The 23,146-nt window shown below is 73.1% G+C and carries 23 protein-coding genes and 1 pseudogene; 6 read left to right on the top strand and 18 right to left on the bottom strand.

All coding sequences use genetic code 11. From position 1 onward, the window contains the following. Nucleotides 1-75: 75 nt before the first annotated feature. From ABZ573_RS12725 to ABZ573_RS12700, 6 genes are all read right to left on the bottom strand, one after another. Complete coding sequence (locus tag ABZ573_RS12725; RefSeq protein WP_225852331.1) at nucleotides 76-681, bottom strand: response regulator transcription factor; 606 nt, start codon at nucleotides 679-681, stop codon at nucleotides 76-78. Between the two features lie 678 nt (nucleotides 682-1,359). Next, a complete protein-coding gene (gene tatC, locus ABZ573_RS12720) occupies nucleotides 1,360-2,310 on the bottom strand; it encodes a twin-arginine translocase subunit TatC (protein WP_151455841.1) in 951 nt (316 codons plus the stop codon). Nucleotides 2,311-2,328: 18 nt separating this feature from the next. Continuing rightward, a complete protein-coding gene (tatA, locus tag ABZ573_RS12715) occupies nucleotides 2,329-2,655 on the bottom strand; it encodes a Sec-independent protein translocase subunit TatA (RefSeq protein WP_121398247.1) in 327 nt (108 codons plus the stop codon). Nucleotides 2,656-2,863: 208 nt separating this feature from the next. Further along, nucleotides 2,864-3,112, bottom strand: a complete 249-nt coding sequence (locus ABZ573_RS12710) for a DUF5320 domain-containing protein (RefSeq protein ID WP_151455842.1) — start codon at nucleotides 3,110-3,112, stop codon at nucleotides 2,864-2,866. A gap of 10 nt (nucleotides 3,113-3,122) precedes the next feature. Further along, entirely contained in the window at nucleotides 3,123-4,187 is a 1,065-nt protein-coding gene (locus ABZ573_RS12705; RefSeq protein ID WP_311412750.1) for a YafY family protein, read from the bottom strand. Continuing rightward, nucleotides 4,184-5,182 (bottom strand): WYL domain-containing protein, encoded by a 999-nt coding sequence (locus ABZ573_RS12700; RefSeq protein ID WP_358118006.1) that lies wholly within the window; start codon nucleotides 5,180-5,182, stop codon nucleotides 4,184-4,186. The genes ABZ573_RS12705 and ABZ573_RS12700 overlap by 4 nt, the downstream gene beginning before the upstream one ends. A 126-nt stretch (nucleotides 5,183-5,308) precedes the next feature. Between ABZ573_RS12700 and ABZ573_RS12695 the strand changes: the two genes are divergently transcribed. Continuing rightward, nucleotides 5,309-6,265 carry a cation diffusion facilitator family transporter gene (locus ABZ573_RS12695; RefSeq protein ID WP_358118003.1) on the top strand — a complete coding sequence of 319 codons (957 nt, stop codon included), beginning with the start codon at nucleotides 5,309-5,311 and terminating at the stop codon, nucleotides 6,263-6,265. Nucleotides 6,266-6,328: 63 nt separating this feature from the next. Continuing rightward, nucleotides 6,329-7,414, top strand: a complete 1,086-nt coding sequence (locus ABZ573_RS12690; RefSeq protein WP_358118000.1) for a DUF3866 family protein — start codon at nucleotides 6,329-6,331, stop codon at nucleotides 7,412-7,414. 87 nt (nucleotides 7,415-7,501) lie between these two features. Here ABZ573_RS12690 and ABZ573_RS12685 read toward each other — a convergent pair whose 3' ends face one another. The 9 genes and pseudogenes from ABZ573_RS12685 to arc form a co-directional block, all read right to left on the bottom strand. Then, on the bottom strand, nucleotides 7,502-8,050 hold the full coding sequence (locus ABZ573_RS12685) for a carboxymuconolactone decarboxylase family protein (protein WP_327028278.1): 549 nt from the start codon (nucleotides 8,048-8,050) through the stop codon (nucleotides 7,502-7,504). A gap of 246 nt (nucleotides 8,051-8,296) precedes the next feature. Then, nucleotides 8,297-8,482 (bottom strand): hypothetical protein, encoded by a 186-nt coding sequence (locus ABZ573_RS12680; protein WP_151455848.1) that lies wholly within the window; start codon nucleotides 8,480-8,482, stop codon nucleotides 8,297-8,299. 70 nt (nucleotides 8,483-8,552) lie between these two features. Further along, nucleotides 8,553-9,911, bottom strand: a complete 1,359-nt coding sequence (pafA, locus tag ABZ573_RS12675; RefSeq protein WP_151455849.1) for a Pup--protein ligase — start codon at nucleotides 9,909-9,911, stop codon at nucleotides 8,553-8,555. A 586-nt stretch (nucleotides 9,912-10,497) separates the two neighbouring features. Further along, a pseudogene (prcA, locus tag ABZ573_RS12670) lies at nucleotides 10,498-11,190 on the bottom strand (proteasome subunit alpha); the annotation flags it as partial. Nucleotides 11,191-11,251: 61 nt separating this feature from the next. Beyond that, nucleotides 11,252-12,091, bottom strand: coding sequence for a proteasome subunit beta (gene prcB / locus ABZ573_RS12665; protein WP_192581475.1), 840 nt, complete (start codon nucleotides 12,089-12,091; stop codon nucleotides 11,252-11,254). Beyond that, nucleotides 12,010-12,696 carry an endonuclease VII domain-containing protein gene (locus ABZ573_RS12660; protein ID WP_151455851.1) on the bottom strand — a complete coding sequence of 229 codons (687 nt, stop codon included), beginning with the start codon at nucleotides 12,694-12,696 and terminating at the stop codon, nucleotides 12,010-12,012. Before ABZ573_RS12660 ends, prcB begins: the two co-directional genes overlap by 82 nt. Nucleotides 12,697-12,717: 21 nt before the next feature. Beyond that, on the bottom strand, nucleotides 12,718-12,933 hold the full coding sequence (locus ABZ573_RS12655) for a ubiquitin-like protein Pup (protein ID WP_088993750.1): 216 nt from the start codon (nucleotides 12,931-12,933) through the stop codon (nucleotides 12,718-12,720). A gap of 104 nt (nucleotides 12,934-13,037) precedes the next feature. Beyond that, nucleotides 13,038-14,555 carry a depupylase/deamidase Dop gene (dop, locus tag ABZ573_RS12650; protein ID WP_151455852.1) on the bottom strand — a complete coding sequence of 506 codons (1,518 nt, stop codon included), beginning with the start codon at nucleotides 14,553-14,555 and terminating at the stop codon, nucleotides 13,038-13,040. A 166-nt stretch (nucleotides 14,556-14,721) separates the two neighbouring features. Beyond that, entirely contained in the window at nucleotides 14,722-16,503 is a 1,782-nt protein-coding gene (arc, locus tag ABZ573_RS12645; RefSeq protein WP_151457627.1) for a proteasome ATPase, read from the bottom strand. A 177-nt stretch (nucleotides 16,504-16,680) separates the two neighbouring features. On the opposite strand from arc, the gene ABZ573_RS12640 reads away from it, so the two are divergent. Then, nucleotides 16,681-16,977 (top strand): ferredoxin, encoded by a 297-nt coding sequence (locus ABZ573_RS12640; RefSeq protein WP_132237457.1) that lies wholly within the window; start codon nucleotides 16,681-16,683, stop codon nucleotides 16,975-16,977. Nucleotides 16,978-17,059: 82 nt separating this feature from the next. On the opposite strand, the gene ABZ573_RS12635 is transcribed toward ABZ573_RS12640, so the two are convergent. The 3 genes from ABZ573_RS12635 to ABZ573_RS12625 form a co-directional block, all read right to left on the bottom strand. Next, on the bottom strand, nucleotides 17,060-17,632 hold the full coding sequence (locus tag ABZ573_RS12635) for a hypothetical protein (RefSeq protein ID WP_151457626.1): 573 nt from the start codon (nucleotides 17,630-17,632) through the stop codon (nucleotides 17,060-17,062). Nucleotides 17,633-17,713: 81 nt separating this feature from the next. Further along, nucleotides 17,714-18,676 (bottom strand): tRNA (adenine-N1)-methyltransferase, encoded by a 963-nt coding sequence (locus ABZ573_RS12630; protein WP_327031220.1) that lies wholly within the window; start codon nucleotides 18,674-18,676, stop codon nucleotides 17,714-17,716. A 41-nt stretch (nucleotides 18,677-18,717) separates the two neighbouring features. After that, nucleotides 18,718-19,872: a site-2 protease family protein gene (locus tag ABZ573_RS12625; RefSeq protein ID WP_358117992.1), complete on the bottom strand. Its 1,155-nt coding sequence runs from the start codon at nucleotides 19,870-19,872 to the stop codon at nucleotides 18,718-18,720. A gap of 152 nt (nucleotides 19,873-20,024) precedes the next feature. Between ABZ573_RS12625 and ABZ573_RS12620 the strand changes: the two genes are divergently transcribed. The 3 genes from ABZ573_RS12620 to ABZ573_RS12610 all read left to right on the top strand — a co-directional run bounded on the left by ABZ573_RS12620 (nucleotide 20,025) and on the right by ABZ573_RS12610 (nucleotide 23,053). Continuing rightward, entirely contained in the window at nucleotides 20,025-20,933 is a 909-nt protein-coding gene (locus ABZ573_RS12620) for a RecB family exonuclease (RefSeq protein WP_311412759.1), read from the top strand. 211 nt (nucleotides 20,934-21,144) lie between these two features. Then, nucleotides 21,145-22,341, top strand: coding sequence for a sensor histidine kinase (locus tag ABZ573_RS12615; RefSeq protein WP_358117988.1), 1,197 nt, complete (start codon nucleotides 21,145-21,147; stop codon nucleotides 22,339-22,341). 25 nt (nucleotides 22,342-22,366) lie between these two features. Next, entirely contained in the window at nucleotides 22,367-23,053 is a 687-nt protein-coding gene (locus ABZ573_RS12610; RefSeq protein WP_132237447.1) for a response regulator transcription factor, read from the top strand. Nucleotides 23,054-23,146 lie beyond the last annotated feature (93 nt).

The following is a 23,146-nucleotide window of genomic DNA, read 5'->3' as shown; positions in this document are numbered from 1 at the left end:
CCCGCCACCGTCCAGGCCGGACGAGGGGCGGGACGGCGCTGGCCCGCCCCGGCCCGGGCGGGCGGGGCCGGCCCGCTACATCCAGCCGTCGCGGCGGGCGCGCCACACCGCCTCCATCCGGTTGCGGGCACCGGTCTTGCGCATGATCGCCGACAGGTGGTTGCGTACGGTCCCGTGCGCCAGGTAGAGCCGGCGGGCGATCTCCTTCAGCGGCAGACCCTCCGCGGCCACCCGCAGCACCTCCACCTCCCGGCGCGTCAGCGGGCTCGACGCGGGGCGCAGCGCCGTCACGGCGGCGGCGGCGTCGATGACCTTCCCCCCGGCGGCGAGCTCCCGGACGGCGTCGACGAGCGCCTCCAGGGACGCGTCCTTGCCCACCAGGCCCCGTACGCCGGCGGCCAGCAGGTCCCCGACGATCCGCTGGCTCCACCGGCGGCCCATGGCCAGCACGGCGGTGTCGGGCATCGCCCCGGTGATCTCGGCGACGACCTCGACCGGATGCGGGGCGTCCGGCGCCAGGTCCACCAGCACCACGTCCGGCCGGAGCCGGCGCACCAGGGCGGGCAGCTCCGCCACCCCGGTCACCTCGGCGACGACCTCGATTTCCTCCTCGCTCGACAGTGCCGCGCACAGCGCGGTGCGTAGCAGGCCCATCTCCTCGACAACGACGACGCGGATCAACGGGTAGCTCCGATCTTGGGGGGGTGCGGGGGCGACGGGCGGTCCCGTTGACGGGACTACGCAGGCCGGCCGGACGGAACGACTGGATCATCAAGCGCGACAACGACGACCGACGGTCAGGGGCATCCGGGTGGCCCGACGCGGCGCGGAAAGGCCGGAGGGACCGGACGAGCGCGCGGGCGGGCCCGCCGGGACTCAGCCGGGACGGGCACTCACCCCGGGGGACCGGTCACCCGGGGCGGCCGGCGCGGGAGGCGGCCCGCCGTCGGCTCCCGCCGGAAGGGCCGCGCCGTCGCGGTGCCCGGGCGGCGCCGGGGCGCGGCCGTGCCTGGCGGCCGGGACGGCGGCTCCCCGCCGCACGACGAGCCGGGCGACGGGCACCCTCGGCCGCCGCAGCGGGGAGGCGGCCTCCGGCCCGGGGACGGGTGGACGACCAAACGTCGGGCGACGCACTGGACAGCGACCTCCCTCGTCGGACACGTCGACACATCGTAAAGATCTGCTTACCCGATTGCAGCTCGTGGATGCCTCGTGACGGATTGCCGACTGGGTGCTGACGGCTGACGCGCCGTGCGTTAGAGAGGCCGCCCGTGGTGCCGTACGCACCGGGGCGGCAACGGAACAAGCCCCCCGGTAAGGAGGGCTTGTGTCCGTTCGTCGTCGGGGACGATTGGCCGGTCAGGTCATGTCGTCGTAGCGGCGCTCGATCGGCGCCGGCGCGGCGACCGGCTCGGGGGCCGTGATCGGCGCGCTGGCGTCCACCCGCTGCCCGGCCTCCACCGGCTCGGGGTCGAACTCCAGCGGCGACACCTCGTCGTCGCCGACGCCCGCGTAGACCTCCTTGCCACGTCCCCTGCGCTTGTCGTTGAGGAACGCCACCCCGACGGCGACGAAGTAGAGCAGCGACAGGCAGAGCGCCAGCAGGGTCATGCCGAACGGCCCGGGGTCGGGGGTGGCGATCGCCGCGAACGCGAAGCAGATGAAGACCACGGCCCGCCACCAGCTGAGCAGCCGGCGGGCGCTCACCACCCCGGTGAAGTTGAGCATCAGCAGGGTGAGGGGGAACTCGAACGCGACCCCGAAGAGCAGGATCATGTTGGTGACGAACGAGATGTACCGGGTCACCTCAAGCTGCGAGTCGGTGCCGGTGACGCCGGCCTCCAGCAGGAAGGCCAGGCCCTTGTCCACCACGAAGAAGGCCAGCACCGCGCCGGCGGCGAACAGGGGCGCCGCGATCGCCACGAAGACGTACGCCCACTTGCGCTCGTGCCGGTGCAGACCCGGCGCGATGAACGCCCAGAGCTGGTAGAGCCAGACCGGCGCTCCGATGATCAACCCGATCCAGAGCGCCAGCTTCAGCTTGAGGACGAAGCCGTCGGTCGGTGCGAGCTGCAGGAAGTTCTGGCACTCACCGTCGACGATCATGCCGGGAAGCCGGCAGTACGGCTGCTTGAGCAGGTCGAACGCCGGCTGGGCGAGCAGGAAGCCGATGATCAGGCCGAACGCGATAGCCAGTGAGGCGCGGAACAGCCGGTTGCGCAGCTCGCGGATGTGCTCGATGAGCGTCATCGAGCCGTCGGCGGCCCGCTCGAAGTTGCTCGGACCGCGCTTCTTGAGGGCGAAGGCCACGGGTCTCGGGCCCTTCGGTCAGTTGTCGCGGACGCGCTGCACCGGGTCGTTGACCGGGGGTGCGTACGGCTGCTGCTGCGGGGCGACGTGCGGCTGCTGCCCGGCGGGCGGCGGCGCGTACGGCTGACCCTGGACGGTCTGCGGCGGGAGCGGCTGGTAGCCGGACTGCGCGTCGGCCTTCTCGGCGAGGTCCCGGTCGTCGTCGTGCAGGCTCTTGGTCTCGGCCTTGATGATCCGCAGCGAACGGCCCAGCGAACGGGCCGCGTCAGGGAGCCGCTTCGCGCCGAAGAGCAGGATCAGCACGACCACGAGTACGGCGATGTGCCACGGCTTGAGGGCACCCATGGGAAGCTCCAGTCGCTCTGTGTCGTCGTGAGGGGTGTACCGCAGCCCATCGTACGTCCGTCGACGGCCGCTGCCACCCCGCCGGGTGGTGGTGGTTCGTCCCGGCCGGTGAAGTCTTGACCAACGCGGGACGTCCCGTCAACCATCTGCCGCAGGATCGTTCCTGCGTGAACCGGAGCGGTACGCGCAGGAACCGGGCACCGATCGATCAGCCGCCGCGTTTCGCCTTGATCACGGCCAGCCGCCGCTGGGTGGTGTCGAGTTGCTCCTGGAGAGCCTCTGCCCGTGCCTGGAGGGTCTCGGCGGTCTCCCGCAGCGACTCCGCCTCGGTCGCCCGGCGTTGCAGGGCAACGGCCGCGCGACGCAGCCGGGGCAGCCGCGCCAGCACCGGCCGCAGGGCCAGGGCGAACACGACGAGCGCGAACAGCACCACCGCGAGCACGATCCACTTCACCACGGCGGTCAGCCTACTGCGTGCCCGCGGTGACCGCCGGGTCGGCCGGGGAGACCGCCCGCGCCGGGTCCGGCCCGCCGACGGGCACGGGTGGCGCGGCCGGCACCGGCGACGCGTACGCGTCGAGGGCGGCGACCGCTGCGGCCCGTACCTGCTCGGCCAGCTCGACCGGGGCGACCACCGCCACGTCCGGGCCCAGGCCCAGCACGAACCGGCGGGCCCAGCCCAGGTCGGTGACCCGCAGCGACACCAGCCACTGGTCGCCGCCGCCGGCCTCGACCCGCTCGCACGGGTAGTACTCGGTCAGCCACCGCTCGCCCCGACCGATCCGCAGGGTGATCAGCGGCAGATCCGGCGACGGGCGGAACACGCCCTCCGTGAGGTCGTGCGGGCGGGCCTGCGGCGGCACCACCGCCCGCTCCTCCAACTCGGCGACGGCGTCGATGCGGTCGGCCCGGAACAGCCGCACCGCCTCCGCCCGGCGGCACCACGCCTCCACGTAGGCCCGCCCGCCGACCATCAGCATCCGCAGCGGGTCGACGACGCGGTCGGTGGTCTCGTCCCGCGCGGCCGTGTAGTAGGTGATGCGCAGCGCCCGGCCGCTCTCGACGGCCGTCCGCAGCTCCGCCACCCGCCGGGTGTCGGCGGGCAGCCGGACCTCGACCGGTGCCGCCACCAGGTCACCGGCAGCATTCTCGATCTTCGCGAGGGCCCGCTCGACGGCCTCCCGGTTGGTCACCCCGGGCGTCTCGGCGAGCATCCGCAGCGCCACCACCAACGCGAGGGCCTCGTCCGGGGTGAGCCGCAGGGGCCGGTCGATGCCGGCGTCGTAGGTGATCGTCACCCGGTCGCCGTCGAAGGCCATGTCGATCAGGTCACCGGGGCCGTAACCGGGCAACCCGCACACCCACAGCAGCTCCAGGTCCTCGCGCAGCTGCCGCTCGGTGACGCCCAGGTCCCCGGCCGCCTCGGCGAGCTCGATGCCGGGCCGGGCCAGCAGGTAGGGCACCAGGTTCAGCAGCCGGGCCAGCCGATCGGCCGACGCGCGGGAGCCGCCCCGGGCGGCCGGCCGAGTCACCGGACACCCCCGGCGACCGCGAGGTCGTCGTGCCGGGCGGCGATCTCCTTGAGCCGTTGGATCACCGCGTCACGCACCTCCGGCGGATCGAGCACCCGCACGTCCGGGCCGTAGCCGACGAGCTGGCCCGCGAGGACGTCCGCGTCGGCGTAGGGCAGGACGAGCCGGTCGCCCTCCGGGCAGGCGGTGACGTCGACAGCCCAGCGGCGCAGCCCGGCGGCGCGGCCGGCGGCGACCAGCACGGTGGCCCGCCCGGTGCGCTCCGCCGGCCCCGACCAGCGGGCCACGTGGCTGATCAGGTCGACCCCGGCCGGTGGCTCGTAGCCTCCGGGAGCGCCGGTCGCCCGGACCGCGCCGACCACCCGGGACAGCCGGAAGCAGCGGGTCGCTTCGCGGTCGAGGTCGTGCCCGACCACGTACCAGCGGCCCCGCCAGCAGACCACGCCCCACGGCTGGAGGCGGCGGCGGGTCGAGTCGTCGCGGTCAGGCACCCGGTAGTCGAAGCTGACCTCGCGCCGGTCCCGGGCCGCGGCGGTGAGCGGCGCGAACGCCGGGTCCACCGTGACCATCGGCTCCAGGCCCAGCGTGGCCTGCGGGTCCACGTCGACGCCGGCGGCGCGCAGCTTCGCCAGCCCGGAGGAGGCGGCGGCGGCCAGGCCCGCGTGCTGCCACAGCCGGGCGGCGATGCCGACCGCGGCGGCCTCGTCCGGTTCGAGCGGGATGTCGGGCAGCGCGTACTCCCGGTGGGCGATCCGGTAGCCGGGCTCCGCGTCGAAGACGCTCGCCGTCCCGGTCTCCAGCGGCACGCCCAGCTCGCGCAGCTCGGCCTTGTCCCGCTCGAACTTGCGCTGGAAGGCCTCGTGGTCACGCGCGTCATCCGGATCGTGCTCGTAGCCGGGCACGGTCGCGGCGATCTGCGCGGCGGTCAGGAACCGCCGCGTGGACAGCAGGCAGATAACCAGGTTGACCAGGCGTTCGGTGCGGGTCCGCGACACGCGGTAGACGCTAGCAGCCCACCCGCCGCGCCCGTGCACCCACGCGGGCAGGACGTGCCCCGCGTCGCGCCCGGCCGGTTCACCGGTCGCCGGGCGGCCGGCCACCGACGACCCTACAGTGACGTGGTGGCCCAGCCGGAGGTCAGGACCGAGAGCGTCGCCACCGTCGTGGTGGCGGGGGCCGCCAACCTCGCCATCGCGGTGGCCAAGCTCATCGCCGGGGTGATCTCCGGGTCGGCGGCGATGCTCTCCGAGGCCGTGCACTCCGTCGCCGACACCACCACCGAGGTGCTGCTGTACCTCGCGTTGCGCCGCGGGGCGCGGCCCGCCGACGCCCGGCACCCCTTCGGGTACGGCAAGGAGAGCTACGTCTGGGCGTTCCTCGCGGCGCTGTTCACGTTCGTCGCCGGCGCCGGATTCGCGATCACCCACGGCGTCACCACCATCCTGGTGCACAAGCACAGCGGCGATTACCTGGTCACCTACATAGTGCTGGCGGTGTCGTTCGCCATCGAGTCGGTCTCGCTGGCCCGCGCCGTGCACCAGGTCCGTGCCGAGTCCCGGCGCTGGCGCACCACGCCGCGCCGGTTCCTGCACCTGACCTCCGACACCCCCCTGAAGGCGGTGTTCCTGGAGGACAGCGCCGCTCTGATCGGGCTGGTGCTGGCCGCCGCCGGGGTGGCCCTGTCCCAGCTCACCGGCGACGAGTTCTGGGACGGCGCCGCCTCCATCCTGATCGGCGTGCTGCTGCTCGTGGTGGCCGCCGTCCTGGCGCACAGCAACATCTCGCTGCTGGTCGGCCGCTCCGTACCGGAACGACTGCGCGGCGAGATCACCGAGGAACTGGCCGGCCTGCCCGCCGTGCGGCGCATCGACACGCTGCTGACGATGCAGCTCGGCCCGAGCGACGTCCTGGTCGCCGCGAAGGTGGACTTCGACGACGACGCGAGCGGCGCCACCATCGAGGACGCCGCCGACCAGGCCGAGCGGCGGCTCACCGCCCGTTACCCACAGATCCGGTACGTTTTCCTCGACCCCACCCGCACCGGCGACGCCCCGGAGCCCGACGGCCCCGGCGGCTGACCGACGACCGGCCGCACCGCCCCGGGCGCGCCCGCTGCGGGTGGCGACGCTAGCGTGCCGGGCATGGTGCGATGGCGGTCAGGAACGGTGACGGCGCTGCGGCGGCAGTGGACCGGGGCGGTGGAACTGGACGTCGAGCTGCCCGACGGCGGCACCGTACGCGCCCTGGCCTACCCCGCGCTCGTCGGGCGGCCCGAGCCCGGCGACCGGGTGCTGCTCAACGCCGGCGCGCTGCTGATGGGCCTCGGCACCGGCGGATACGCCCTGGTCGTGGCGCTGCCCGACCGGCTGCCCCCGGACCCGCCGCAGGCCCTCGACAGCCGCGACGCCGGTCACCTCGTCAAGGCCCGCTACACCCCGCTGCAGCCGATCCTGCTCGGTGTCGACGAGGATGCGTCCCCGCACCGGGAGGTCATGGAGGCCGCCGACGACCTGGCCGGCCTGCCCGTCGTCACCGCCGACCTGCACTCCGCGCTGCCGGCCGTCCTGGCCGGCATCCACGCCGACGCCCCCGCCGCCCGGGTCGCCTACCTGCTGACCGACGGCGGGGCGCTGCCGGCCTGGTTCTCCCGCACCCTCGCCGCGCTGGGCGACCACCTCGTCGGCACGGTCACCGTCGGCCAGGCGTTCGGCGGGGACCTGGAGGCGAGCACCGTGCACAGCGGGTTGCTGGCCGCCCGGCACGTGCTGCGCGCCGACGTGGCGATCGTCGCCCAGGGACCGGGCAACCTGGGCACCGGCACCCGGTGGGGCTTCTCCGGGGTGGCCGTCGGGGAGGCCGTCAACGCCGTCGCCACGCTGGGCGGGCGTCCGATCGGGTCGCTGCGGATCTCCGACGCCGACCCCCGGCCCCGCCACCGGGGCGTGTCGCACCACAGCCTGACCGCGTACGGCCGGGTGGCCCTCGCCCCCGCCGAGCTGGTCGTGCCCGACGGACTGGCCCCGGCGCTGGCCGGCGAGGTCGACGCGGCGCTGGCACCCCTCACGGCGCGGCACACCGTCGTCCGGGTCCCGACCGACGGGCTGGACGCCGCGCTGCGGGACACCCCGGTGACGCTGTCCACCATGGGTCGTGGCCTCGACGCCGACCACGCCTACTTCCTGGCCGCCGCCGCAGCCGGCCGGCACGCCGCGCGCCTGCTGTCCTGACCCGCGGCCACCACCGGGCCCCGGTGCCTGCGGGTGCGGCGGTCGCCCGCCCCCGAGCGGCAGGTGCCGGGACCCGGTGGTGGTCGGTCAGCTCGCCCCGTAGCCGTACCGCACGATGCGCTCGGCGGCCATCTCGTACACCGCCGGGTCCTCCGGGGCCAGCGTGCCCAGCCCGTCCACGTACCGGTTGAACATGCAGAACGCCGCCGCGATCAGGACCGTGTCGTGGATCTCCAGATCCGTCGCGCCGGCGCCCCGGGCGACCTTGACCAGGTCCGCCGTCACCTCCCGGCCACTGCGCTGCACGGCACCGGCGATGTCCAGCAACGCCCGCAGCTTCTCGCTGACCTCGGCGGCCGCCGGATCGGCACGGACCTGCTCCACCAGCCGCATGCCCGAGGGCAGCTGCGCCGCCGCGAAGGCCGAGTGCGAGGCACAGCAGAAGTTGCAGTCGTTGAGCCCCGACACGTACGCCGCGATCAGCTCCCGCTCCCCCGCCGTCAGCGTGGGATGCGGGGCACGCAGCAGCGCCTCCGCCAGCTCGCCGAGCGGCTTGGCCGTCTCGGGACGGAACCGCAGCGGGCCGTTGATGCCCGGATGCTCCCGCTCGTCGAGGCCGAGGTCGATGTGTGCCATACGGTCACCCTCCCTGCCGCGACCACGCAGCGCGCGTGGCCCGTCACCGACAATGCCGAACGGGCACGACGGTTCCAGCTCAGCCGGGACGGCACAACTTCCAGAATGCGGCGTCGCCCCGGCCGGGGTGGCCGTGTCGGACCGGCGGCCTGGCGCCCCACTTCGCGGCCGCCGGGGAGACCTGGTTCGGCGTCCAGCGTGGAAGCCGACCCGGCCCATGGCGCCCGTCCGCGCCGTCGGCCGGGGTCAGACCAGGAAGATGAGGGCGAGCCAGGCGCCCACGATCAGCACCAGCGCGAGCGCCAGCACCCAGGTGGGCACCGTGTACTCGCCGCGCCGGTTGCGCTCGATCTCGGCGCGGATCTTCTCGCGGCGGCGCTCGGCCCAGTTCTGTCGCTGCTGGCCGCGCTCGGGGGGTTCGGAAGTCGTCATGGCGCGGTCAGCCTACCGGCCCGGCCGGCCCGGACGGTGATCGCCACCGCACCGGGCCGGCCCGCCGCCGTCACATGCTGGCGATCAGCCGTTCCACCCGCTCGTCGTACGCCCGGAACGGGTCCTTGCAGAGCACCGTGCGCTGCGCCTGGTCGTTGAGCTTGAGGTGCACCCAGTCGACGGTGAAGTCGCGCCGCTTCTCCTGGGCGTGCCGGATGAACTCCCCGCGCAGCCGGGCCCGGGTCGTCTGCGGCGGGGTCTCCTTGGCCTCGAAGATCTCCGGATCGGTCGCCACCCGGTCCACCTCGCCGCGCCGCTCCAGCAGCCCGTAGAGGCCACGGCCCCGGCGCAGGTCGTGGTAGGCCAGATCCATCTGGGCCACCCGTGGGTGCGACAGCGGCAGGTCGTGCTTGCGCTGGTAGCGCTCGATGAGCCGCAGCTTGGTCACCCAGTCGATCTCCCGCGACACCGGTTCCAGGTCGCCGGTCTCCACCGCGCTGAGCACCCGGCCCCACAGCTCCACCACCCGCTTGGCGGTCTGGTCGCCGCCGCGCCGCTCCACGAACTCGGTCGCCTTGGCCAGGTATTCCTGCTGGATCTCCAGCGCGCTGACCTCCTTGCCGGAGGAGAGCCGGACCTTGCGGCGGCCGGTGATGTCGTGCGACACCTCGCGGATCGCCCGGATCGGGTTCTCCAGCGTCAGGTCACGCATCACCACCCCGGCCTCGATCATCCGCAGCACGATGTCGGCGGTGCCGACCTTCAGCAGCGTGGTGACCTCGTTCATGTTCGAGTCGCCGACGATGACGTGCAGCCGCCGGTAGCGCTCCGCGTCCGCGTGCGGCTCGTCGCGGGTGTTGATGATCGGCCGGCTCCGGGTCGTCGCCGACGAGACGCCCTCCCAGATGTGCTCGGCCCGCTGCGAGAGGCAGTAGACCGCCCCACGCGGCGTCTGCAGCACCTTGCCCGCCCCGCAGATCAACTGCCGGGTGACCAGGAACGGGATCAGCACGTCGGCCAGCCGGCCGAACTCCCCGTGCCGCGACACCAGGTAGTTCTCGTGGCAGCCGTACGAGTTGCCGGCCGAGTCGGTGTTGTTCTTGAACAGGTAGATCTCGCCCGCGATGCCCTCGTCGTGCAGCCGCTTCTCCGCGTCGACGAGCAGACCCTCCAGGATCCGCTCGCCGGCCCGGTCGTGCGCGACCAGGTCCACCACCGAGTCGCACTCCGGGGTGGCGTACTCCGGGTGCGAGCCGACGTCCAGGTAGAGCCGGGCGCCGTTGCGCAGGAAAACGTTGCTCGACCGGCCCCACGACACCACCCGGCGGAAGAGGTACCGGGCGACCTCGTCAGGGGACAGCCGCCGCTGCCCGCGATAGGTGCAGGTGACGCCGTACTCGGTCTCGAGGCCGAAGATTCGCCGCTCCATGATGAGACATTAGCCGCCCGAGGCCCCAGATGGGCAGCGCACACCGTGCCGGTCTCACACGGGATCGGTGACGGTCGACCCCGGGCACCCCAGCGCCGGTCCCGGCGGGCGCACGGCGGCCACGGCCGCTCGTCCGTACGCCGCCGGCGGGGTGCGGTGCGTCGCTGCCGCCGCCCTTCCGCCCGGGCGTCCCGGTTGGACGCTCCGGGCTGCGGAGCCGCGACGGGCGGGCGGGTCCCGGACGGCGGCGTCGGAGGGCCCCTGAGCCGGCCGGCACGGCGCGGGGTGACCCTTGAACGCGCGGGAACGGCGGGCGACCCGTGAGACGGCCGGGAACAGCGGGCGGCGGGCGCGGTGGGGTTGCACGACGGCGCGCGGGCCGCGCTCGACCCGCGCGCCACACCGGGTGGCCGGTCGGGCGTGTCCACGCCCGACCGGCCACCCGGGACGTGCCCCGCTACGCCTCGGGGGTGTCCCGGCCCTCCAGGTCCGCCGAGCCGGCGGACGTGGTGGGCTTCTTCGCCTCCTCGGTCGGCGAGGTCGGCGTCTCCGGGCGGGCCGACACCGGCTCCTCGGCCTTGTCGCCGTCGAGCAGCGCGGTCAACGCGGCCCCGGTGATCCGGCGGAACGTCCGCCCCACCCGGCGACGGTCCAGGACCGCCACCTCCAACTGGTTGGCGGCGATGGTCCGGGCGGCGCCGCCCTCTCCCCCGACGCTGCTCAGCGCCTGCATCGCGACCTTCACCGCCTCGCCCAGCGACATGTCCGGACGGTGGTGGGACTTCAGCACGCCGGTGATCGCCTCGGCCTGCCCGCCCATCGCCATCCGGCCCGGCTCGTCGTTGACGGATCCGTCGTAGGTAAGCCGGTAGAGCTCGTCGTCCTCGGCGGTGGTGCCGACCTCGGCCACGCAGATCTCCACCTCGAACGGCTTCGACTGCTCGGTGAAGATGGCACCCAGGGTCTGCGCGAAGGCATTCGCCAGGGCCCGGCCGGTGACGTCACGCCGGTCGTAGCTGAGGCCGTTCAGGTCGGCCATCCGCACGCCGGCGCGGCGCAGGTTCTCGAACTCGTTGTAGCGGCCGACGGCGGCGAAGCCGATCCGGTCGTAGATCTCACTGACCTTGTGCAGGGCGCTGGAGAGGTTCTCGGCGACGAAGAGCACCCCGCCCTCGTAGCTCAGGACCACCGCGCTGCGGCCCCGGGCGATGCCCTTGCGGGCCAGCTCGGAGCGGTCGCGCATGATCTGCTCGGGCGAGGCGTAGAACTGCATGGCCACGGCGGCGGTTCTCCTTAGGGCGCTGTGCTGACGGCTGCTGACTGGTACGGGCGGGAGCGGATCAACCGCCCGGGTTCTCCATCCGGCCGGAGACCACGCTCTCGGCGATCGCCGACATCTCCTCGTCGGTGAGCCGGTGGGTGCCCTCCGCCGTCGCCGTCATCACCACCGGGTAGATCCGCCGGATCAGGTCCGGGCCGCCGGTCGCGGTGTCGTCGTCGGCCGCGTCGTAGAGCGCCTCGACCGCGAGCCGGACCGCCTCGTCGATGGAGAGTCCCGGCTGGAAGCGCTTCTTCAGCGCCGACCGGGCGAAGAGCGAGCCGGAGCCGATCGCGTCGTAGCCGGTCTCCTCGTAGGGGCCGCCGGTGACGTCGAAGCTGAAGATGCGGCCGGCCCGCGCCGGGTCCTTCGCGGCCAGGTCGTAGCCGGCGAAGAGCGGGATCACCGCGAGACCCTGCATCGCGGCGCCCAGGTTGCCACGGATCATGGAGGCGAGCCGGTTGGCCTTGCCGTCGAGCGAGAGCATCGCGCCCTCGATCTTCTCGTAGTGCTCCAGCTCCACCTGGAACAGTCGCATCAGCTCGATGCCGATCCCCGCCGTGCCGGCGATGCCGACCAGGGAGTACGCGTCGGCCGGGTGGACCTTCTCGATGTCGCGCTGGGCGATCAGGTTGCCCATGGTGGCCCGCCGGTCGCCGGCCATCACGACACCGCCGGCGGCCGAGATGGCCACGATGGTGGTCGCGTGCGGCGCCATGTCGGCGGCCATACCCGGCGGCAGCGGCCGGCGGCCGGGCAACATCTCGGGGGCCACCTTGCTCAGGAACGAGGTGAAGGAGGACGTCCCCGCGTTGGTGAACACATCTGGTAGACGCCCGGATGGATCAAAACCCGCTGCCACGTGGTTCCTCTCAGATATGTGATCGCCCCGGCCAGCCGCGACCGATCGTCACGGAACTGGCCAAGGCCACCGTTGCAGTTGAAGCACAATATCCCGCGCACCCACCCGGTGCGATGATCGTGGTCGAGATGTTGGGGATCCGGTGTGCCACAGATCGCGCACACCCCGCCCTGCTCGGCCAGGAGCTCCTGGAACTCCTTCTCGCCGATGCCGTAGCGCCGCCGCAGGTGGTACTCGCGACTGCCGCCGTGGAGCCGCGTCCGCGACTCCCTGCCCTTCTCGTTGTGGCAGGGCTTGCAGTATCGGCCGTGGCCGTCCCGCCCGGATCGGTTACGGGGAAAGTCCGCCAGCACCTTGACCGCATCGCACGCCGGACACCGGCGGTACCCTTCCGGCACCGCCGGTAGCTGACGCACCTCACGCCCATCCCGTTCCCGGACGCGCTTCGCGTAGCTGGCCTTCGAACGCGCGTTGAAGCAAGGTTTGCAGTAGCTGCCACGACCGTCTGGTCTCCTGCTGTTGGCGCAGAAGTCCGCTAAGGGCTTCCACACGCCGCAGTCGCGGCAGAGACGCTCGCCGTTCCGGTCATCCCACTGTCGAGGCATGTCCGAAATGCCGGTTAGACCCTATTCACCCCCTTTTTGGACATAGCCGCGCACGAATTCTTCGGCGTTCTCCTCGAGGACCGAGTCGATCTCGTCGAGCAGGTCGTCGACGTCCTCGGTGATCTCGGCGTGCCGCTCCGCCACTTCCGGGTTCGCCTCGGTGGTGACGTCCTCGATCTCCTCGCCCTGACGCGACTTGCCCGACTGCGACTGCCCGCCGCTGTCACGAGTGGCCATTGCTGCCTCCTCCACGATCGCCCTGCGATCAACTTACCTCGCGGAGGCGACGAAAAGCCCGCCGCGCGCCGCGTTCGGCACCCGACGGGCAATCGTCGACCCGGTCAGCCGCCGGTGAGGGTCTCCAGCAGATCCTTGGCGCTCGCACAGCGGTCGAAGAGCGCCCCCACGTGCTTGCGGGTGCCGCGCTCCGGCTCCATCATCGGCACCCGCACCAGCGACTCCCGGCCGACGTCGAAGATGACCGAGTCCCAGCTGGCCGCAACGACCTCGGAGGCGTACTGGGCCAGGCAGCGGCCGCGGAAGTAGGCCCGGGTGTCCTCCGGCGGTTCGGTCATCGCCGTACGCGTCTGCTCGTCGTCGAGCAGCGTCTTCATCGCGCCCCGGGAGACCAGCCGGTGGTAGAGGCCCTTCTCCGGGCGGACGTCGGAGTACTGGAGGTCGACCAGTTGCAGCTTGTGCGAGCCCCAGCCGAGCTGCTCGCGCTCCCGGTAGCCCTCCAGCAGCCGCAGCTTGGCCACCCAGTCCAGCTCGTCGGCGCAGAGCATGACGTCGCGGCCCAGCCTGTCCAGCACGCGCTCCCAGCGGGCGAGCACGTCGAGGGTCTGCTCGTCGGCGTCGGTGCCGTAGCGGTCGTCCACGAAGGACCGGACCCGCTCGTAGTAGGCCCACTGGAGGTCCAGGGCGGTCAGCCGCCGCCCGTCGCGCAGCCGCATCCGGTGCGTCAGGGACGGGTCGTGGCTGACCGCGCGCAGCTCGCTGACCGGGTCGGCGATGCCGAGGTCGGGGCCGAGCGCCTTCTCCTCGATCATCGTGAGGATCAGCGCCGTGGTGCCGACCTTCAGGTAGGTGGAGATCTCCGACAGGTTCGCGTCGCCGATGATGACGTGCAGCCGGCGGTACTTGTCGGCGTCGGCGTGCGGCTCGTCGCGGGTGTTGATGATCGGCCGCTTGAGGGTGGTCTCCAGGCCGACCTCGACCTCGAAGAAGTCCGCACGCTGGGAGATCTGGAAGCCGCTCTGCCCGCCGTCCTGGCCGATGCCGACCCGGCCGGCGCCGCAGACGATCTGCCGGGTCACGAAGAACGGCGTCAGGTACGCGACGATGTCGGCGAACGGCGTCTGCCGGCGCATCAGGTAGTTCTCGTGCGAGCCGTAGCTGGCGCCCTTGTTGTCGGTGTTGTTCTTGTAGAGGTGGATCGGCTGGGTGCCGGGAATCGTGGCGGCGCGCCGGGCCGCCTCGGCCATCACCCTCTCCCCCGCCTTGTCCCAGCGCACCACGTCCAGCGGATTGGTCACCTCTGGTGTGGAGTACTCCGGGTGGGCGTGGTCGACGTAGAGCCGTGCGCCGTTGGTGAGTATCACGTTGGCCAGCCCGAGGTCCTCGTCGGCGAGCGCCTCGGCCGGGTCGTACGCGGCACCGGAGTAGGTGAAGCCGCGCGCGTCCCGCAGCGGCGACTCCTCCTCGTAGTCCCAGCGGGCGCGGCCGCCCCGGTTGAGTTCCGGGCGCGCCCCGTAGGCGTTGACCACCTGGGAGGAGGTGACCATGGGGTTAGCCCCGGCCTGGCCGGGAACGGAGATGCCGTACTCGACCTCGGTGCCCATGATCCGTCTTACGCTCATCGACCTACCCGCTTCGCTCGCCCGACCCGGTCCCCCGTCACGTCGAGCGTAGTCGGCCGCGCGGCGGATGGGGGCGCGGCGGACCGGGGCGGCGGGGGCGGAGAGGCGGGCACGGACGGGACGGGGCCCGTGGCGCGTCGCGCCACGGGCCCCGTGCGGGTGTCCGTCAGAGGTACTGGCCGGTGTTGCTGGCGGTCTCGATGGACCGGCCGGCCTCCGCGCCCTTGCCGCCGGAGACGAGCGTGCGGATGTAGACGATCCGCTCGCCCTTCTTGCCGGAGATCCGGGCCCAGTCGTCGGGGTTGGTGGTGTTGGGCAGGTCCTCGTTCTCCCGGAACTCGTCGACGCAGGCGTCGAGGAGGTGCTGCAGGCGCAGGCCCTTGCGTCCGGAGGTGAGGAACTCCTTGATGGCCATCTTCTTGCCCCGGTCGACGATGTTCTGGATCATCGCGCCGGAGTTGAAGTCCTTGAAGTAGAGGACTTCCTTGTCGCCGTTGGCGTAGGTGACCTCGAGGAAGCGGTTCTCCTCGGTCTCCGAGTACATCCGCAGCACGACCGCGTCGATCATCGCCGCGACGGTGGCCTGGGGGTCGCCGCCGTGCTCGGCCAGGTCGTCCGGGTGCAGCGGCAGCCCGGCGAGGATGTACTTGGTGAAGATGTCCTTGGCCGCCTCGGCGTCCGGCCGCTCGATCTTGATCTTTACGTCGAGTCGGCCGGGTCGCAGAATCGCCGGATCGATCATGTCTTCCCGGTTGGAGGCGCCGATGACGATGACGTTCTCCAGCCCCTCCACGCCGTCGATCTCGCTGAGCAGCTGCGGGACGATGGTGTTCTCCACGTCGGAGGAGACACCGGAGCCCCGGGTCCGGAAGATCGAGTCCATCTCGTCGAAGAACACGATGACCGGTGTGCCCTCGCCGGCCTTCTCGCGGGCCCGCTGGAAGATCAGCCGGATGTGCCGCTCGGTCTCGCCGACGTACTTGTTGAGCAGCTCCGGGCCCTTGATGTTGAGGAAGAAGCTGGTGTGCTTCTCCTTGCCCTCCCGCTCGGCGATCTTCTTCGCGAGCGAGTTGGCCACCGCCTTGGCGATCAGCGTCTTGCCGCAGCCGGGCGGACCGTAGAGCAGGATGCCCTTCGGCGGGCGGAGCTGGTGCTCGCGGAACAGGTCGGCGTGCAGGAAGGGCAGTTCCACCGCGTCGCGGATCTGCTCGATCTGCGAGTGAAGGCCACCGATGTCGGTGTAGTCGACGTCGGGCACCTCCTCCAGGACCAGTTCCTCGACCTCGCTCTTCGGGATCCGCTCGTACGCGTACGCCGAGCGGGGCTCGATCATGAGCGAGTCGCCGGCCCGGATCGGCGAACCGATCAGGGTGTCGGCGAGGTGCACGATGCGCTCCTCGTCGGAGTGCGAGACCACCAGGGCCCGGTCGCCCGGGCTGCCGTCGGGACCCGCGAGGATCTCCTTGAGCATCGCCACCTCGCCGACCCGCTCGAAACCGAACGCGTCGACGATGTTGAGCGCGTCGTTGAGCAGGACCTCCTGGCCGCGCCGCAGCTCGGCGACGTCCAGCGAGGGCGAGACGGCGACACGGAGCTTGCGTCCGCCGGTGAAGACGTCCACCGTGCCGTCGTCGTGCCGCGCAAGGAAGACGCCGTAACCACTCGGCGGTTGCGCGAGGCGGTCGATCTCCTCCTTGAGCGTCACGATCTGCGCGCGAGCCTCCTTGAGGGTGCTCACGAGCCGGTCGTTGTTCTCGGTCAGCCGCGCCAACTGTGCCTGGGTGGCCGCCAGCCGCTCTTCGAGCTGCCGGACGTGTCGGGGGCTTTCGGTCAACTTGCGCCGCACCAGAGCGAGTTCCTCTTGAAGGAACGCGACCTGCGTGGAGAGATCGTGGGCCTCCTTCTCCCACCGTGCGGCGCGCGAGTCCGCGTCGTCGCTGCGTGCCACGTCCCACCTCCCCGGGGGGCTTGAACGTTCTGCCCTAACACTAGCCGCTATGAGGCCGATTCGGTCCCACGCAACGCGCTCGTCACCGAACCTTGATCGCGAAGGGTGGCCCGGGGGGCCGGTACGGGCGTTCGGGTACCGTCGGGGCGTGGGACGGGAGAACATGGGGGGTGCGCCGTGGCGCAGGTCGTGACGGACGAGTTGCAGGTCTGGGTTGACCAGGATCTCTGCACGGGCGACGGGCTCTGCGTGCAGTACGCGCCCGAGGTCTTCGAGTTCGACGTCGACGGGCTGGCGTACGTCAAGGGCCCCGACGGCGAGCTGCGGATGGCGCCGGGCAGCCGGGTCGACGTGCCGGAGCACCTGCGCCTCGAGGTGATCGACTCGGCGAAGGAGTGCCCGGGCGAGTGCATCCACGTGGTGCGCGGCAGCGACGGCGTCGAGGTGGCCGGCCCGGAGGCCGAGGAGGACTGACGGCCCGGTCCTCCCGCGCGAGCGCGCGGGAGGATCGAGACGTCCGGGAACCCCGCCTGCGCGGACCACCCGGGCGTACGCCTCAGAGCATCGGTCGGCCGACCACCGAGGCGACCAGGCGGGCGAACTCCTCCAGGCGGGCGATCTGTCCGGCGCCGCCGTCGTCGAGGGTCTTGCCGAAGCGCAGCGCGTCGTGCCGGGGCGCGCCCACCGCCTCGTCGCTGGGCGGCGCCTCGTCCAGCGAGGTGAGCAGTAGGTAGACGTCGATGCTGTCCACCCGGATCCCGCCGTCCTCGGCGCGGGTGAGCCGGCGCCGGCAGCCGACCTCGGTCACCGTGGAGACCGGCACCACCCGCAACGACGAGGTCATCGAGCCCGGTGGCCCCTCCTCTGGCGGCACGTCCTCGCCGTGCCAGAGGACGAGGCGGCTGCCGTCGCAGACCACGACCTCCTGCCACACCCCGTTGACCTCGTTGACGAAGCGTTCCAGGGTGAAGCCGAGCACCGAAGCGCCGCGCAGCACCCCACCGAGCGCCTCGAGCGCGACGTCGGGGTCCCGCAGGTACGCCCGGGCCGCCGATTCGAGGTCCTGGTAGGGCGACCAGTCCGGGAACACCGCCGGCAGGTCGCCCCCGCCGAAGCCGGGCCGGCTCATGACACCTCCCCGTGCCCGGCCCGCCGGCACGCGCCGACGGGCGGGATCCGTCCGTTCACTCCTCGTCGCCCCGCTGCACCGTCACGGCCGTTCCGTGTCCTCGGCCGCCTGCTGCGCCGAGGCAGCCGCCGCCTGCCTGGCGGCCTCGGCCTCGCGCAGCGCCTGGCGGCGTTCGGCGTACGCCTCGGCGCCCTTGCTGGGCTTGCGGCGCCGCGGCGGTGCGGTGACGCCGGGGGCGAGCTTACGCGCGGAGACGAGGAACGCGGTGTGCGCGATCATGCGGTGGTCCGGGCGCACGGCCAGACCCTCGGCGTGCCAGTCGCGCACCAGCGACTCCCAGGCCCGCGGCTCGGTCCAGCCGCCGCGCTCACGCAGCGCCTCGACCAGCTCGGACAGCTGCGGGGTGGTGGCGACGTAGCCGATGAACACGCCACCGGGCACCAGCGCCCGCTCGACCATGTCGAGGGTCTCCCACGGGGTGAGCATGTCGAGGATGATCCGGTCGAAGCCGGTCTCGGCGCACCCGGCGACGTCGCCGACGTGCAGGTGCCACGCCGGGTGCGGCCCGTTGAAGAACGCCTCGACGTTGCGCCGGGCGATCTGGGCGAAGTCGTCGCGCACCTCGAACGAGTGCAGCTCGCCCCCCGTGCCGACCGCACGCAGCAGGGAGCAGGACAGCGCGCCGGAGCCGGCGCCGGCCTCCAGGACCTTGGCGCCGGGGAAGATGTCGCCCATGGCGACGATCTGGGCGGAGTCCTTCGGGTAGATCACCTGGGCGCCGCGCGGCATGGAGAGCACGTAGTCCGACAGCAGCGGTCGCAGGGCCAGGAACGCGGTGCCGCCGCCGGTGGTGGTGACCACGCTGCCGTCGGGCAGGCCGATCAGCGCGTCGTGCTCCAGGATGCCGCGGTGGGTGTGGAACGCCTTGCCCGGCTCCAGGGTGACCGTGTGCATCCGCCCCTTGGGGTCGGTCAGCTGCACCCGGTCGCCGATCCGGAACGGGCCGCGGTGCACGGGGGGCAGCGCCGGGGTGTCGGCGGGCACCGGGGTACCCGGGTCTGCCGGGGCGGCGGGGGGAGTTGCGGTCACGTGTTCATCTTCCGTTGAGGTTCGAGGAGCTGAGCCAGATCCGCGATGTGCAGAATGCCCACGACATCTTCGCCTGAGGTCACCACGTACTGCGCGCCCGGGTGGGTCTGCACGGTCTCCATCACGCCTTCCCCGTCGAGTCCCACCGGCATCGCGGGCAGGTCGGGCAGGGATCGGGCGACCGCGTCGACGGCCAGCCAGGGGCGGCGTTCCACGGGCACGGCGTCCGCCGCCGCCGGGTCGACCAGGGCGACCGGCCGGCCGGCGGTGTCGGTGACCACGAGGGCGGCGCCCGGGGTGCTCCCGTCGGCGCGCCGGCGGTGCGCCTCGGCCAGCGGCGTGCCGGTGGGCACGACGAGCACGGGCCGGGCCAGCCGGGCCAGGTCGATCAGCGGGAAGCGGCGACTGATCCGGGCCATCCGGATCGACTGCCCGGCGCCGCGCCACAGGGTGAACGCGACGAGCAGCATCAGCGGCAGCGCCAGCGGCGCCAGGTCGCGGGTGAGGGTGAGCAGGGCGACCAGCGCGGCGGTGCCGACGGCGACGACGCGTCCCACCCAGCCGGCGACCTCGGTGCCGCGGTGCCGGTCGCGGGTCACCGCCCAGACCGCCGCCCGCAGCGCCCGGCCGCCGTCGAGCGGCAGGCCGGGCAACATGTTGAACAGCGCGACGATGACGTTGCTGACGGCCAGTTGGAAGGCGAGCTGGTTGGCCAGGGTGCGGTCGGGCAGGGCGAGGGTGGCGGCGACCGCGAGGACGCCGAGCACGGCGGAGACGGCCGGGCCGGCGAGTGACACCAGCAGGTCGATCCGGGGCGTCGGGGCGTCGCGGTCCATCTCGGTGTAGCCGCCGAGCAGCTCCAGGGTGATCCCGCGCACACCGATGCCGTAGCGGCGGGCGGTGAGGGCGTGGCCGAGCTCGTGCAGGAGCACCGAGCCGAGCAGGGAGACCACGAAGCCGAAGCCGATCAGGTAGCCGGCGAGCTGGGACAGGTCGAGCTGGCGGCGGGCGAACTCGGCGTACAGCACGGTCACCAGCAGGGTGAGCAGCACCATCGAGCCGTTGAGGTGCAGCGGCACCCCGAACACCCGGCCCACGGTCAGGCCGCCCCGCGCGTCGGGCCGGCGGCGCGGTCGCCTCGTCTGCTCCATCGGATCGATGCTACGCGGCGGAGATCATGCGCCGGCGTGGTGACGGGACCGGGCGCCGGCGCGGCGACGCGCTGGTGCACCGTCCTGCCACGCGATCATGCACCGGTGCGGCGACGGCGGTGGTGTCACACCGGTGCCCTAACCTTCCGGGCATGACGGCGGAACCGGTGACCACGCAGCATTCCCCGACCCCGGCCGATGTCCCGGCGACGGTGCGGGCCTCGCTGTCGCCGTCGCGGGCGGCGGATTTCAAGACCTGCCCGCTGCTCTACCGGTTCCGCAGCATCGACCGGCTGCCCGAGCGGCCGACCGTCGAGCAGGCCCGGGGCACACTCGTGCACGCGGTGCTGGAGCGGCTGTTCGACCTGCCGGCCGCCGGGCGCACCCCGACGGCCGCCGGCGACCTGGTGGCCCCGCAGTGGGACCGGCTGGTCACCGAGCAGCCGGAGCTGGCGGCGCTGTTCGCCGACGGCGATCCGGCGGCGGCCGAGTTCCTCCGCTCCGCCGCCGGGCTGCTGGAGGGCTACTTCGCGGTGGAGGACCCGCGCCGGCTGGAGCCGGCCGAGCGGGAGAGCCTGATCTCGGCGGTGGTCGACGAGGAGCTGCTGATCCGGGGCTACGTCGACCGGCTCGACGTGGCGCCCGACGGGGCGCTGCGGGTGGTCGACTACAAGACCGGCGGCGCGCCGCGCGAGGCGTTCGAGGCCCGGGCGTTGTTCCAGCTCAAGTTCTACGCGCTGGTGCTCTGGCGCACCCGGGGCGTGGTCCCCCGGGTGCTGCGGCTGCTCTACCTCAAGGACTCGGAGGTCTGCGACTACGCCCCGGACGCCGACGAGTTGCTGCGCTTCGAGCGCACCGTGGTGGCGTTGTGGCGGGCGATCGAGCAGGCGACCGCCCAGCAGGATTTCCGTCCCCGCCCGAGCCGGCTCTGCGACTGGTGCAGCCACCAGGCGCTCTGCCCGACCTTCGGGGGCACCCCGCCGCCGTTCCCGACGCAGGCGGCGCCGGATCCGCTGCGCGACGCCCGGTCCCGCCCGACGCCTCCCGGCGCCGACGAGTGACCGGCTGACCGGCGCACCACCATCCGGTGAGGTCCTCCGCCGCTCGGCGGCGGGTTCCAGCCGCCGCACGGCCGGTCGTCTGGCGCTCACGCGGCGGGTGACACCCTCGTCGGCCGCCCCGACGGGGACGAGATGCTCTCCTCCTGAGGGATGAGGCCGGGCTCACCGCCGGCGACGATCAATCGGCCGCGACGGCGGATAGCGTCGCGGTATGACTTCGGGCCCCCGGGCGTGGCTGCGCCAGCACCCCCTCGCCGCGGACGTGCTCCTCGCCGGCGGGCTCGTCGTGGCGGAGGTGGTGCTCACCGCGTTGACCCCCCGCGAGTACTGGCCGGGGCGCCTGCTGGCGGCGCTGGGCTGGAGCGTGGTCTGCGCCGCCCCGGTGGCGTGGCGGCGGGTGGCGCCGTGGGCGGCGGTCGCGCTGGCGGTGGCGACGCTGGCGGTGCCGCTGCTGCTCGGCCCCGCGCCGACCACGCAGGGCATGACCTTCATGGTGCTCACCTACACGGCGGCCGCCGCCGGGCCACCGCGTACGGCGGTCGTGGCGGCGATGGTGCTGTGGATACCGGTCGCCACCACCAGCGCCCTCGCGCCGCCGCCCGACGAGCTGCTGGCGAACGTCAGTCCCGCCTACCTGGTGCTGAACAACCTGCTGGTGGGGGCGGTGGCGTACTCGGTGGGACGCGCGGTGCACGCCCGTCGGGCCTCCACGGAGGCGCTGCGGGAGCGGGCCCGGGCGGCCGAGGAGAACCAGCGTTCGCTGGCCGAGCGGGCGGTCGCCGACGAACGCCGCCGCATCGCCCGCGAGCTGCACGACGTGGTCGCGCACCACGTCAGCGTGATGGGGGTGCTGGCCACGGGGGCCCGTCGCGTGCTGCCGAAGGACCCGGACGCGGCCGACGGGGCGATCGCCACCATCGAGGAGACCAGCCGGGCGACGCTGCGGGAGATGCGCCGGCTGCTCGACGTGCTGCGTACCGACGCCGAGCCGGCCGCCGAGCTGGCTCCGCAGCCGGGGCTCGCCGGCATCGAGGCGCTGGTGGAGCAGGTGCGCGACGCCGGCCTGCCGGTGACCCTGCGGGTCGAGGGCACCCCGGCGACGCTGGAGGAGGGGGTGGCGTTGACCCTCTACCGGATCACCCAGGAGGCGCTGACCAACGCGCTCAAGCACGCCGGCGCGGCCACCGCCCAGGTGCTGCTGAGCTTCGACGGGGACACGGTCGACGTGGAGATCGCCGACACCGGGCGCGGCCCCGGGCCCGACGGCGACCGGATCGGGCACGGCCTCGTCGGGATGCGGGAGCGGGTCGCCCTCTACGGTGGTGTCCTGCGTACCGGGGCGCGGCCGGGCGGGGGCTTCCGGGTGTCGGCGAGGATCCCGGTGGAACCCCGGGGCGCGGCGGCGTGACCGGGGATCGGGACGGGGGAATCAGGTGACCGACGCGACGGTGCCGGCACGGCCGGTACGCATCCTGCTCGCCGACGACCAGCCGCTGCTGCGTACCGGCTTCCGGATGGTGCTGGGCACGGAGGACGACCTGGACATCGTCGCCGAGGCCGCCGACGGTCTGGAGGCGGTGGAGCTGTCCCGCCGGCTGCTGCCCGACGTGGTGCTGATGGACATCCGGATGCCGCGGATGGACGGGGTCGCCGCGACCCGGGCGATCGTCGACGCCCGGCTGCCGGTGCGGGTGCTGATCCTGACCACCTTCGACCTGGACGAGTACGTGGTGGGGGCGCTGCGGGCCGGGGCGAGCGGCTTCCTGGCCAAGGACGTGCCGGCCGACGACCTGGTGGCGGCGATCCGCACGGTGGCCGCCGGGGACGCGGTCGTCGCGCCGCGCATCCTGCGGCGCCTGCTGGACCGCTTCGCCGACGCGCTGCCCGACCCCGCGGCCGCGCCGCCCCGCACGCTGAGCGCGCTGACCGAGCGGGAGCGGGAGGTGCTCGTGCACGTGGCCCGGGGCCTGTCCAACGCCGAGATCGCCCGGGCGTTGTCGGTCAGCGAGACCACCATCAAGACCCACGTCGGGCACGTGCTGACGAAGCTGGGGCTGCGCGACCGGGTGCAGGCCGTGGTGCTGGCGTACGAGTCGGGTCTGGTCCGCCCGCGGGCGTAGCGCCTCGTCGCCGGCCGGCGCGGGCCGCGTACCCGGGGATTCGCCACGGCACGCGGCGCGGTTGCCGCCGTCACCTACCGTGACCGGAGACGT

This window comes from Micromonospora sp. NPDC007220, from assembly GCF_040634035.1.
Taxonomy (GTDB): domain Bacteria; phylum Actinomycetota; class Actinomycetes; order Mycobacteriales; family Micromonosporaceae; genus Micromonospora; species Micromonospora reichwaldensis.
The sequence above is the reverse complement of the archived record's forward strand: the minus strand, read 5'-3'. Positions and strand labels throughout refer to the sequence as shown.

Coding starts and splice junctions, on each gene's coding strand:
- ABZ573_RS12655 (WP_088993750.1), bottom strand. CDS start 12,933: ATGGCCACTCGTGACAGCGGCGGGCAGTCGCAGTCGGGCAAGTCGCGT.
- ABZ573_RS12620 (WP_311412759.1), top strand. CDS start 20,025: ATGACGGCGGAACCGGTGACCACGCAGCATTCCCCGACCCCGGCCGAT.
- pafA (WP_151455849.1), bottom strand. CDS start 9,911: ATGGAGCGGCGAATCTTCGGCCTCGAGACCGAGTACGGCGTCACCTGC.
- ABZ573_RS12680 (WP_151455848.1), bottom strand. CDS start 8,482: ATGACGACTTCCGAACCCCCCGAGCGCGGCCAGCAGCGACAGAACTGG.
- ABZ573_RS12685 (WP_327028278.1), bottom strand. CDS start 8,050: ATGGCACACATCGACCTCGGCCTCGACGAGCGGGAGCATCCGGGCATC.
- dop (WP_151455852.1), bottom strand. CDS start 14,555: ATGAGCGTAAGACGGATCATGGGCACCGAGGTCGAGTACGGCATCTCC.
- ABZ573_RS12635 (WP_151457626.1), bottom strand. CDS start 17,632: ATGAGCCGGCCCGGCTTCGGCGGGGGCGACCTGCCGGCGGTGTTCCCG.
- ABZ573_RS12615 (WP_358117988.1), top strand. CDS start 21,145: ATGACTTCGGGCCCCCGGGCGTGGCTGCGCCAGCACCCCCTCGCCGCG.
- ABZ573_RS12690 (WP_358118000.1), top strand. CDS start 6,329: ATGGTGCGATGGCGGTCAGGAACGGTGACGGCGCTGCGGCGGCAGTGG.
- ABZ573_RS12660 (WP_151455851.1), bottom strand. CDS start 12,696: ATGCCTCGACAGTGGGATGACCGGAACGGCGAGCGTCTCTGCCGCGAC.
- ABZ573_RS12625 (WP_358117992.1), bottom strand. CDS start 19,872: ATGGAGCAGACGAGGCGACCGCGCCGCCGGCCCGACGCGCGGGGCGGC.
- tatA (WP_121398247.1), bottom strand. CDS start 2,655: ATGGGTGCCCTCAAGCCGTGGCACATCGCCGTACTCGTGGTCGTGCTG.